Raw genomic sequence first — 11,629 nt, 5'->3', positions numbered from 1 at the left:
AAACGCCTAATTACTAAAATTATATGTAGCAGGTAAATTGTCCTTCATATTTAGAAAAAAAGTTAGTGATATAAATCAAGGCTTCTTGAGGAGATAAATTGTGAACTTGCTCTAGATCAGTATTCCACGGAAATTTATTTTTCCGGTCGGGTTTATCGAGATACCCCCTTCTGTAGGCTTCCTCTGGTGTAAGTGAAGTTACTGGACTGATTTCTTGAGGAATCAAGAAAGCATTATTATAATGTAACTCTACGATAGCATAGTTATACTGTTGGCACAGAATATTTAACTGTGAAATACTTTGACCAAAAAAGTGATCGTTATTCCAAACATAATTGGGGCTATAGTTAACAGTAAACTTTAGAGGTGGTGGGATCTTTTCATTTATTTCTACGGTAATCAACAAAGGTCTAAATGAACTAAGTATTTTGTCTAATACAAAATAATCATAACCATCTATATCAAGATTGAGAAAACTAAAGTTTTCTGGGACTTGATGTGTTTTCATAAGAGAAACTACGTTTTCAGGTGTGACCATGCACTTACTTAAGTTTACTTTTTCAAATTCAGTATACTTAAGTGCTAATTTTGTAAATAGTTGGCTATCATATTCTACTGCTAACCCACTCCATCCTTGCTTGTATAAAAAATAAGTGTTTGACATAGTTATCCCATCACTAGCAGCTATATCGACACAGTATTTGTGTTCTATATTTAATTGGTTTAAATATTTATCAATAAGAGTTTCTTCCTCTAAATATGAATATTTCTGAGTGGGAGCGTCTACATTTTGGGTATCTGGGATTTTAGGGTTCGCTAGCATCAATACCTTAACAAATGCTTGAGAATCGGAGGCATAACGCTGACAAGCTGTTGCAAATTCCAGGGTAGATTGTTCGTAGGGTACACAATCTAAAATGCTTTGAAGAACTTGTAATAGTAAATCGGAATTAACGGGGTACAACTCCGAGCGCAACAACTCAACAATTCCCAAGGATATTAGGTCTTGATTTGTAAAACTCTTCATATTAATAGAAAGAGCGACAATCTTTAACAAATTATTTAGGTCGGTTGGATCTATTTCCCGGATGTGTTGCCGGAGTAGGCGAGCAACAGCATAGTCGGTGACTCTTTCTCGGCGCTGTGCTTCTGTTTGTATAACTCCTATTAGTTCAGATGTGCATTCTTCCATTTGTTCGGCATTGTCATCAAGTATACCTGTGAACCAGACTGTTAGAGCTTCGGCTTCTTGGTCTTGCAAAAGCAGCATCAACCCCAAATGCCAATAGTGGGATTTAATGTTTGGTTCAGCTTCTATAGCTTGCTCATAAATACTCGCTGCTTGAGAATAGTCTCCTAAAAACAAGCATGAATTACCTTTTTGTTGCCAATTACTTTGATCGTTTAACACACACTTGGCACTGTAACCGCTGCTGTAATTTCTAATTTTAGCAATAATAGGCAATGAACTTAGTCCCACCTTAACTAGATCGGGAATTTCCGCTAAGCTCTCTATAATATTGTCAGCCAAGTTATATCTTATATCGTCGCCATATTGCAGGGTCAAATACGCTAGAAGTTCCAGAGCATAGTCAGGAAAGTTCATAACATCAGCGATACAAGCTAATTTTAGTATTTTCTCAGGTGTCTTTAATTCTGTATTCAAGTCTTGCCGAATCAGATCCCGAAAATAAAAAGCATCAGACCAGACTAAGGCTCCATAGTGGTCCGGTGACACTACAGGCATTCGGCGACTGTCACGATGTATATTACATAAATCAAAAAGTGTAAATCCTTGTTCTCTCAGGTACACATCTACATCCCCAAACAAAGGTTGACCCTTGTATATTTCTGTAAACTCTACTTCTGTTACAATCGCTAGAGTGCTACTTTTTAAAATACTAGAAGCTCCTTTTAAAACCAGAAGCTCTGCCCCCTGAACGTCTAGTTGTATAAAATCAATCTCGTTAACTGCTTCTGATTGGCAAAAAGAATCTAAAGTTGTTATCTCAACTTCCACAGTAGAAACTAGCTCAATTAGCTGAGAATTTCCGACAAACCGCTCAATATAGAAATCGCTGGGAGGATATAGTGAACTGCAACCTGGGTGTTTAGTAAGATAAATTGTGGATGTTCCTACAGAATTTCCCAGGGCTAGTGGAATATGTTTTTCAGTCCAATTTATTTTTCGAGCTTCTATAGTGGCGTTAGCCTCATGACAAGCAGCTTCATCAGCATCGAATCCATAGATAGTAAGATTAGGTGCAAAAATATCCCACCCCTGACTCCCATAGTCATCTTTGTCTGCGATCTTACGAGAGCCAACGAGGCATACTGTTACGTGAATATTATCTAAATGTCCGCTTTTCTTTAGGCTCGGAACGAAAATTGCCATGCTATAACCTTGAGATAAAATAAAATGATAATTAACGATGATATGGGTAGATATTGCGATGGTAGGGGAGATTGCAGAGAAGCCAATGGAGAAGATACATCAGAACTCCCCCCCTTTCCGCGACTTCTTCCCCTTCGCCTGCCCCAACAATACCTTATAATCCGATCGCCTGGGATTTAGCTTCACCAACTTCTCCAAAGGCTCGATCGCCCCCACCTTATTATTCATCTGCAACCGCACATTTGCCAATCCCTCCAGAGCCGTCTGATTCTGCGGTTCCCGCTGCAAAACCGTCTCATATCCCCGTTCCTGCGCCGCCAGCAAAGATTCCTGAGAAACAGCAGCAGTCGCCTGTTTTTGTTGGTGCTGGCTGCTCAAAGCGCTGCCGAACAGACTCACCATACCAAAAATTGCGGAACCACCAAAGCCAACCATTGATACTAACGCAAAAATCTGCTTAATTCGATCGCCCTTATTAACTGGACGAGGGCTAGATTTTTTCTGTGTACTTTCCATTGCTAACTCTTGGCCTCGCTGTTTTCCAGGCACTCGCACTCGCACCTATCTCTAGATTGCCCAAGTTCGATCGCAAAACGATCGCCCTTCGCCATTTAAAATTTGGAACCAATTATAGCCGTTCACAAAATCTCATATTTGTCAAGGACATTTAGGTGAGAATAACACGCGGGCGATCGAGATCGATGAAGGGCGATCGCACCCTTACTTTTTAGCCGTTACTCTCTGGCATTTCGCCAAACCGAGCTCGGTAACGCGGTAGCAAAGATGTGAGTTCAGGAGTACGCTGGCGTTCCGCTTCTAGTGCTGAGGCTAATTCATCAGAAAGCCGATCTAATTTTTCTTCTAATGTTGTTGCAGTCCTGCAGATCGCTCCTTAATTGTGGTTATTTTTAATCTCAAACGCCCTTGCTGACTCGATTGTGCAATCAAAATGGGATTGGATTAAGGGCCGAAAGGTTGATCGACCTTTCACACCTTCAAATACCATCAGGATCCATGCCTTGGCTTCTCAAGTATGCCATTAGTCGATCGGCCCTCTGGCGTTCCTCTTCGGCGCGCTGGCGTTCCTGTTCCACCCGTTCGGCACCCCACAGCAGCAAATTGCCATTCTCATCCCACCAGCGCAACCAATAACCCGTTCTCTGAGATTTTTCACCTTCCCAAACCCCTAGAAATAAACCCATTGATTCTATCCAGAATCGCTGATTAGCATCCGGTTCTTGCAATTCATATTCTCCCGATGTCGAGAGTCTGTACACTTCCAATACTCCTGATTTCGGTTCAAAAACTACATAAATTGGTACTTGCAAAATTCGCTCATAAAACCGCCATTTCCCGTAAGGATATGTGGGTTTATTTGAATATTCACTGCCGTCAGTATCCGATAAAAATTCCATTACTACTGCGGGGACTTCTCCCTCAGCATTAGGCGTATAACTGCGACGAACTTCTCCTGGTTCTGCTGGCAATACCGAGGGAACGTACACCCAATCTGGTGCTTTTACTACTGTTTTGTCATTGACTTTGGCACACAGTCCAAAATTGGAAGCTATTAGCATTGAAGCTAGGATAAATCCTGCGAGATCCAAGGCTTCTCGGAGGGCCGCGGCTAAAAGTGGTTGGTCGATGTTTTCCACAGGCTCGTCGGGTAATTTAAAGTCGTCGGGCAATTTTTCCCAAGTTATAGTATACTTGGTTTTGGTTGCGCCCGGTTTCGATAATGTTTGCGTCATGGGTTTTCCTGGTTGCGATAGAAAGAGTTTTTTCTTAATAGGATTTGGACAATAACTTTAATGCCGGCTGCGAAAGCCGCACCTTAGTAACTAAAGCAACTCGCGAATCTTGCAATAATTGCGGTTATTCAATGATACCCTGTTTTAAGGAGTATTTTCGGGAGCCACTGGTTCTGCTGATCTTGCAGTTTGAGAAGGTATAACAGGCAATTTTGGCTGTTTTTGCAAGCTGGGAAATCCCGGCTCTACTGATTGATTTCTGGCAGTTTTGCTCGCATTTACTTTCTCAGAAAGGGGAGCTAATGTTTGAGTCACTTTAACTTGCTGTCGCAGTTGTTCTGTCGAACCCAATAAGCCTCCCAATCCGTTTAACAACCTACGAATGTTGTTGCGGAAAGCCGGATCTCCTGTCAAATCATCCACGTCGGAAGTAATTTTCTGCACGTTTTGAAATGTAGCTCGTGCAGAATCTAGAGTTTGCTGCAATAATAGCAAAGTGGCGGGATTGTTTACCTGGCTGGATAAATCTCGCAAACTACCAGAAGCTTGGGCAGCATTGGCTGATAAAACTTCTAAATTGTTCAGCAATTGTCCTTGGTTGATGCGATTAATTGTCGGACTCAAACTGCTGACAGCTACCCGCAGTTCCTGACTGCTTTGATTGATGTTATTCAGAGTTGAGACTAAACTGGCGCGGTTGGTTGCTACTAAAGAATTGAGTTGGTTGGCTGTTAATGTAACTTGATTGGCTGCTTGAGTTACTGAATTAGCAGAAGTTATTACAGCGGCAGATACGGCTTTTGTGGAAGTGTCCGCCGTAGCTGCTACTTTAGAAACATCAGCGGCGGCGGCTGATATTTCCGTCTTGATCGATTGATTTAAGGTGCTTGCTTCTCCCTTTAATGATTGATTTAAACTGCTGGCTTCCCCCTTTAAGGATTGATTTAAACTTGCTATTTCGGTTTTGACAGATTGATTTAAGCTCCCAATGTCTCCCCTTACAGATTGATTTAAATTTTTTATTTCCGCTTGGGCAGTTTTAGTTAAAGTCGATAAATCTTGAGTGAGTTTAGCTGCACCTTTAGCTGTGTTGGCTGTATTCTCGGTCAGAGATTTAAGATTGTTAAACAGGGCGGGGTCAGTGTAGAAATTAGCTAGGCGGACTGTGGATTTAATTAGTTCGTCGATAGTGACTCCAGCTTGACCTTTTAATCGCGAATTTTGGCAGATAATCTCCGGGGGACAGTTGGCACTAACGGGATTGGCGGTAAGTAATGATTCTGGCAAAATCGAGTTGGGGGTAATGTCGATCGACGATTCGCCAATTAAACCCGATTTATTCGCTTCGATCGTAACATCCCTGGGAATCACTAAAGTGCCGGGGGCAATCTCCAGCGTCACGTCTACGCCGTTGGAACCCGGTTGGAGGGCGGTAATTTTACCGACTGCAACCCCACGATACCTGATGGGCGTGCCTATTTGCATTCCTTGGGCGCTGGCAAATTCTACGGCGAATTTGTAGCTGCGGTTCCCTAGCTGCACGCCCCGCAGCCAGAGCACTAAGCCGCCAAATAAACCGATTCCTACTAAAATTAAGAACCCGACAGAACCTTCTCTTACAGTTCGCGATCGCATATTACCTCCTTAGTCATTGGTCATTGGTTATTAGTCATTCATCATCGGTCATTTCAATCTAAAATCTAAAATCTAAAATCTAAAATTGGCTGACTATCCAAGCGCTTGAATTGGCCCAGTAACACTGCCGCTAAAAAATTGTCTGATCAGTAAATTATCTGTCGATGCAATGTCATTGACAGTTCCCTCCCACTGCACTTTGCCTCGATACAGAAACACGATACGATCGGCAGTGCGGCGGATGGTACTGTCTTGGTGAGTGACGATCGCATAAGTGCTGCAAACACCTTGGGCCGCCTGCAAGTCGCGGATTAAATCTTCAATTACCGTCGAAGCGATCGGATCTAAACCCGCCGTCGGTTCGTCGTACAGCAAAACCTCTGGATTATCCCTGTCATTATCAGGATTCGCCATGATAGCGCGGGCAAAACTTACCCGCTTCCTCATTCCCCCAGACAACTGCGCCGGATAGCGTTCGCCAATTCGCGGCAAACCCACCATCTCCAACTTTTCCTCCACCAATTCCCGAATGCGGCGGCGCGGCAGCTTAGAATGCTGGTAAAGTAAAAAACCGACATTCTCCTCCACCGTCAGCGAATCAAACAAAGCCGCTTGCTGAAACACCATCCCAATTCCGATCGGATCTGCCACGTCGTCCACCCATCCCACCCTGCGCTGTCCCTGAACAAAAACCTCACCGGCATCCGGGGCCAACAAACCCGCAATTATCCGCAGAATCGTAGATTTCCCCGTCCCGGAAGGGCCAATAATTGCCAGGGCCTCTCCCCGATAAATCCTCAGATCGACTCGATCGAGGATCTGGTTCTGGCCGAAGGACTTACTTACCCCCTTGAGTTCGATTAGTGGCTCAGCCATAGGATGTTATCAATAAGTTATCAGTCATCAGTCATCAGTCTACCTAATGACTCATGACTCATGACTAATCACTAATTACTTAAATTGACTGCCAGAATCAAAACTCTCTTGTATTGTAAATTTGTCAGATCGAGCTGTTCCAATACCCTTAAGACTAATTAACCATGTCAATTAGTTCACTTCCTAAAGCCCTCCGTGTCTTGGCTAAAGCCAAGCAGGTTTTTGCCCAATCCAGAAATCCTTACCCCCCTTCTTTGCGGAACGGGCGAGTTCACCAGTGGTTTAAGTGGTTAGCCCCCGGACTGTTAGTGAAACGGTGGCTGCTGATTAGTGCCAGCGGCGTGGTACTTGCCACTTTGGGTTTAGCGATTTGGACTGGGATGACTCCCATTTTCTTCTTATTGCAATTATTGAGAAATTTTTTGGCGTGGATTGCGGAAGTTATTCCCAATTACGTGTCGGGCCCGATCATCATTGCTGGCGGGATTTTATTAATTCTGTGGGGACAAACTCGCAGTTTGAACTCTATTACCCAAGTGCTGATGCCCGAAGGCAACGAGGAACTGGTCGATCGACTCCTCAACCACCGTCGCTTGCACCGCGGCCCAAAAATTGTGGCAATAGGGGGCGGTACGGGCCTTTCTAACTTGCTCAGGGGATTGAAGGATTACAGCGCCAAAATCACTGCTATTGTCACGGTGGCGGATGATGGGGGGTCTTCCGGGCGACTGCGGCGGGAAATTGGGGTATTGCCACCGGGAGACATTCGCAATTGTTTGGCTGCTTTGGCAGATGAGGAAAAGTTATTGACTGAGTTATTTCAATATCGTTTCCGGGCTGGTGACGGTTTGGTGGGTCACAGTTTTGGGAATTTGTTTTTGACGGCGATGAGCGATATTGCTGGAGATTTGGAACAGGCGATCGCGGCGAGTTCTAAAGTTTTAGCAGTGAGGGGAGAGGTGCTGCCGGCTACTCTGAGCGACGTTTCTTTGTGGGCAGAACTGGCTGACGGCCGCAGGATTGAGGGGGAGTCCAGCATTACAAAAGCTAACGGGCAAATCATCAAAATTGGCTGCACTCCTGCTAATCCTCCGGCGTTGCCCAAGGTGGCCCAAGCACTTCGGGAAGCGGATTTTATTATTATTGGGCCGGGGAGTCTTTATACGAGTGTCATTCCGAATTTGTTGGTGCCGGAAATTGCTGATGCGATCGCCAACAGCGAAGTTCCCCGCATTTATGTTTGCAATATTATGACTCAGCCGGGGGAAACTGACGGATACAGTGTTGCAGACCACATTCGGGCGATCGACCGCGCTTGTGGCCGGCCGCTGTTCGATGCTGTAGTAGTTCAAGGAAAAGTCCCTTCTGCAAAGGCTTTGATTCGCTATTCTCAGGAGGATTCTTATCCGGTTGTGCTCGATCGAGAAGCCGTGACGCAATTGGGGCGGCGAGTTGTCATCGCCAATGTCATGGATGAAGATGAAAATACGGGTTTAATTCGCCACAATTCGCAAAGGTTGGCGGGGATGTTGCTGCGTTGGTACGGCCGCGCCCACAACATTTAAGCTGCTGACTGTTAACTGTTGACTGTTGACTGTTGACGGTGCAGACTAATGTTATTGGTTATTAGCAGCCCCAAGCGAGTAACTAATGACTAATGACTAATGACTAATGACTAATATGATACTTTCACTTCCAGATGCTGAAGCTACGCGCAAGTTTGGTTTTGCGTTAGGTCGATCGCTCCCTGTCGGCACTGTAATCTTATTACAAGGAGACTTGGGTGCTGGCAAAACTACCTTGGTTCAAGGTATAGCTGAAGGTTTAGGAATCTCAGACTCGATCGAAAGTCCTACTTTCACACTGATTAACGAGTATTTTGGAGGACGAATTCCGCTGTATCATCTAGATTTGTATCGACTAGAACCCGAAGAAGTGGAGGCTTTGCACTTAGAAAGTTATTGGGACGGGTTAGAAATGGATTTGGGAATTGTGGCGATCGAATGGGCGGAAAGATTGCAGTACAAACCCGAAAATTATTGGCAAATTTATTTGACTTATCTAGATAACGGGCGGCAAATTGAAGTAATTGGTAATGGCGAGTTATTGGATTGGCAATTGGAAATTTGAGCGAGTGCGATCGAATTTAGATGTTGCACCATTCTCACTCAGCCTGTTAAGAGAGAATGGTGTAACATCTCAGCGCGTACTTACTGCGGACGGTTGACACGAATCAATTTGCCTCTCAAACTTTCTTCACCAGCAATAGCATCATTGATGCGTGTTGCCAACATTTCTACATTCCGATTTTTGGTACAAACAATAATACCAGAGTGGTCTGGCTGTCGGTTGTGCAGCCCGATAAAATCAAACCGATTTAATGTCAAAACAGCTCTATCTTTGCTTATAGCAAATGCTAGCACCTCTGGATCTGGAATCCCAAGTCCTGCTTTTCCTGCTTCCTGAACAGTCAGGATATTGTGACCAAAAGCGCGCAGCAATTGCACAACGGGCAAAGGAAATTGTTCGTCTGCATACAAATTCAGCATGACTCAGGCTTCCTCATTCTTGCAGATTGCTTCTTCGATTTCCTCCAGATGTGCATCAGCATAAGTCCAAACATTGACTAGATCGGCCGCGCTGAGGTGGGGATAAAATTGTAGAAGTTCAGCATCGCTTGAACCTTCACGGCGAAAACTTTCAAGCAGCCAAACTGGGATGCGAGTTTTGGCAATGCAAGCATCGCCACCACACACGTCGGGAGTTTTGGTAATTCCTGGCCAGCTATTGTTTAAACTTTGGGTTAAAAGCCGTATGGCTTCAGCTTTCTCAGTCGGAGTTAAGGCCAGGAGTTGTGTTTCTAGTTCTTGGAGAAGCATGGGTAAAATCGCCTTTGCGAGCGGGAATACCCAATTATAACATTTGAGTTAAATTCATGCTTACTCAGCGTCAAATGTCAAGGCTTCTCCCCTCACATTTGTATCCAATTTACCATTCTCAAAAACAACTTTTCCTCCCACAACAGTCACAACTGGCCATCCAGTTAAATTCCATCCTTCAAAGGAACTCCAGCCGCACTTGCTCGCCATCTCTGCGCCCACCACCGGGCGGTATTTCTCCAAATCAACTAAGACTAAATCTGCATCAAAACCCGGAGCAATCGCCCCTTTGTTCGGAATTTTATAAGCCTTAGCAACGGCCGCCGACATCCAATTAGCAACTTGCGCCACTGTACATTTTCCCTCTACTGCTTGGGTCAGCATCAAAGGCAAAGAAGTTTCGACTCCCGGCATTCCCGACGGCGTATTCGGATAATCTTGAGCTTTTTCTGCTAAGGTATGTGGCGCATGGTCTGTGGCGATAAAATCAATTACGCCGTCGAGTAAAGCTTGCCAAAGTATTTCGTTATCGCGGGGCTCGCGCAAAGGCGGATTCATTTGAGCTAAACTGCCAATTTTTTGATAGGCGCTGGTATTTAACAACAAATGCTGCGGCGTAACTTCTGCTGTCACCCAACTCGGTTTTTCCTGGCGCAAAAACTCAGCTTCATCCCCCGTTGAAAGGTGCAGAATATGCAGTCGGCGCTGATATTTATTAGAAAGTTTTACTGCTAGTTGAGTTGCCAATAAAGCTGCTTGATTGTCTTGAATTTGCGAGTGAACTGCAATATCGGTAATACCAGCAAATTCTTGACGACGCTGGTTGATTCTAGCTTGGTCTTCTGCGTGTACCGCAATTAGTCGATCGCCTTTGGCAAAAATCGCCTCTAAAGTTGCTTCTCCATCGACCAACAACTGACCGTGCATCGAACCCATAAACACCTTAATTCCCGGAGTTGGATTCGCAGTCAACAAATCCGGCAAATTCTCTGGCGTTGCACCAATAAAAAAGCCGTAATTCACCAAACACTTCTCGGAAGCGCGGCGCAGTTTATCATCTAAGGCAGCTTGGGTTGTGGTCAAAGGTCGCGTATTCGGCATTTCCAGAAACGAGGTCACGCCGCCTTTAGCGCAAGCACAGCTAGCCGTAAACAAGTCTTCCTTGTGTTCTAAACCTGGTTCCCGGAAGTGTACCTGGGGGTCAATTACTCCGGGTAACAGAGTTAAGCCTTTGGCATCTATTTCTCGATCGCCCGATTCGACAATTTCCGCAGCAACTTGGACAATTTTGCCATCGCAGATTTGCACATCTCCTACCAAAAACTCACCATTGGGCAAAAGAATGCGAGCGCGACGGATTAACAAACTTGATTGGGTAGTCATAAGATATCCTTAATTCAGTAAACAGCGTGCTAGCATGGAAGCATTATTAAGTTTATAATTCGTATCCAGCTCAGTCACTACAATACCCTATGACTCGTCTAGACAAGTCAGCCGACGAAAAACCTCCGCAAGACACCGAAAATCCTTGGATCGAAGGAATTAAGACGATCGGCTTAGCAGCATTTTTAGCCTTTGGTATCCGCACCCTGGTTGCCGAAGCACGCTACATTCCCACCGGCTCAATGCTCCCAACCTTACAAATTAACGATCGATTAATTATAGATAAGGTCAGCTATCGATTCCAAGAGCCCCAGCGAGGAGATATTATCGTATTTATGCCTCCTGACCAGGCTAGTTTGTGCACGGGACAGCCGCCACCGATCAAAGATGCCTATATCAAGCGAGTAATCGGACTGCCGGGGGACAGTGTGGAAGTCAGAGAGGGAAAAGTTTTTATTAACAAGCAGCCGCTACAGGAAAAATATATTGAAGAAATTCCGCAGTATCCCTACGGGCCTGTAGTTGTAGCTCAAAATTCTTACTTGGTGCTCGGCGACAACCGCAACGCAAGCTGTGACAGTCATTACTGGGGCTTTGTACCCAAGCAAAATATCATCGGTAGGGCAATTGTGCGTTTTTGGCCGCTCAACCGCACAGGTTCGATCGACCCCACGCCCCTTTATCCCGCTAAAAATTAGCTCTAACGGAAC

The 11,629-nt window shown here is 44.9% G+C and carries 11 protein-coding genes; 3 read left to right on the top strand and 8 right to left on the bottom strand.

Features of this window, described 5'->3' with window-relative positions; translation table 11 throughout:
• Positions 1-19 precede the first annotated feature (19 nt).
• The 5 genes from QUB11_RS09240 to QUB11_RS09220 all read right to left on the bottom strand — a co-directional run bounded on the left by QUB11_RS09240 (position 20) and on the right by QUB11_RS09220 (position 6,657).
• Positions 20-2,395 carry an FkbM family methyltransferase gene (locus QUB11_RS09240; RefSeq protein WP_333205624.1) on the bottom strand — a complete coding sequence of 792 codons (2,376 nt, stop codon included), beginning with the start codon at positions 2,393-2,395 and terminating at the stop codon, positions 20-22.
• A gap of 99 nt (positions 2,396-2,494) precedes the next feature.
• The gene (locus QUB11_RS09235) at positions 2,495-2,944 is read right to left on the bottom strand and encodes a tetratricopeptide repeat protein (RefSeq protein WP_333256330.1); all 450 of its coding nucleotides are present in this window, start codon (positions 2,942-2,944) and stop codon (positions 2,495-2,497) included.
• 446 nt (positions 2,945-3,390) lie between these two features.
• The gene (locus QUB11_RS09230; RefSeq protein ID WP_333205626.1) at positions 3,391-4,146 is read right to left on the bottom strand and encodes a Uma2 family endonuclease; all 756 of its coding nucleotides are present in this window, start codon (positions 4,144-4,146) and stop codon (positions 3,391-3,393) included.
• A gap of 144 nt (positions 4,147-4,290) precedes the next feature.
• Positions 4,291-5,781 (bottom strand): MlaD family protein, encoded by a 1,491-nt coding sequence (locus tag QUB11_RS09225; RefSeq protein WP_333205627.1) that lies wholly within the window; start codon positions 5,779-5,781, stop codon positions 4,291-4,293.
• A 93-nt stretch (positions 5,782-5,874) separates the two neighbouring features.
• Positions 5,875-6,657 (bottom strand): ATP-binding cassette domain-containing protein, encoded by a 783-nt coding sequence (locus QUB11_RS09220; protein WP_333056232.1) that lies wholly within the window; start codon positions 6,655-6,657, stop codon positions 5,875-5,877.
• Positions 6,658-6,821: 164 nt separating this feature from the next.
• On the opposite strand from QUB11_RS09220, the gene QUB11_RS09215 reads away from it, so the two are divergent.
• Both QUB11_RS09215 and tsaE read left to right on the top strand, forming a co-directional pair.
• On the top strand, positions 6,822-8,222 hold the full coding sequence (locus tag QUB11_RS09215; RefSeq protein WP_333289040.1) for a gluconeogenesis factor YvcK family protein: 1,401 nt from the start codon (positions 6,822-6,824) through the stop codon (positions 8,220-8,222).
• A gap of 115 nt (positions 8,223-8,337) precedes the next feature.
• On the top strand, positions 8,338-8,787 hold the full coding sequence (tsaE, locus tag QUB11_RS09210) for a tRNA (adenosine(37)-N6)-threonylcarbamoyltransferase complex ATPase subunit type 1 TsaE (protein WP_333390371.1): 450 nt from the start codon (positions 8,338-8,340) through the stop codon (positions 8,785-8,787).
• Positions 8,788-8,867: 80 nt separating this feature from the next.
• On the opposite strand, the gene QUB11_RS09205 is transcribed toward tsaE, so the two are convergent.
• Genes QUB11_RS09205 through QUB11_RS09195 form a run of 3 tightly spaced genes read right to left on the bottom strand, consistent with a single transcriptional unit; the run spans position 8,868 to position 10,919 of the window.
• A complete protein-coding gene (locus QUB11_RS09205; protein WP_333143573.1) occupies positions 8,868-9,206 on the bottom strand; it encodes a DUF5615 family PIN-like protein in 339 nt (112 codons plus the stop codon).
• 3 nt (positions 9,207-9,209) lie between these two features.
• A complete protein-coding gene (locus QUB11_RS09200; protein WP_333159647.1) occupies positions 9,210-9,536 on the bottom strand; it encodes a DUF433 domain-containing protein in 327 nt (108 codons plus the stop codon).
• Positions 9,537-9,596: 60 nt separating this feature from the next.
• Positions 9,597-10,919: a dihydroorotase gene (locus tag QUB11_RS09195; protein ID WP_333390311.1), complete on the bottom strand. Its 1,323-nt coding sequence runs from the start codon at positions 10,917-10,919 to the stop codon at positions 9,597-9,599.
• Positions 10,920-11,008: 89 nt separating this feature from the next.
• Between QUB11_RS09195 and lepB the strand changes: the two genes are divergently transcribed.
• Positions 11,009-11,617, top strand: coding sequence for a signal peptidase I (gene lepB, locus QUB11_RS09190; protein WP_333143576.1), 609 nt, complete (start codon positions 11,009-11,011; stop codon positions 11,615-11,617).
• The last annotated feature ends 12 nt before the right edge of the window (positions 11,618-11,629 follow it).

Source organism: Microcoleus sp. B6-A1, from assembly GCF_036705085.1.
In the GTDB taxonomy this organism is placed as follows: domain Bacteria; phylum Cyanobacteriota; class Cyanobacteriia; order Cyanobacteriales; family Microcoleaceae; genus Microcoleus.
This window is presented reverse-complemented; position numbering and strand designations above follow the sequence as displayed.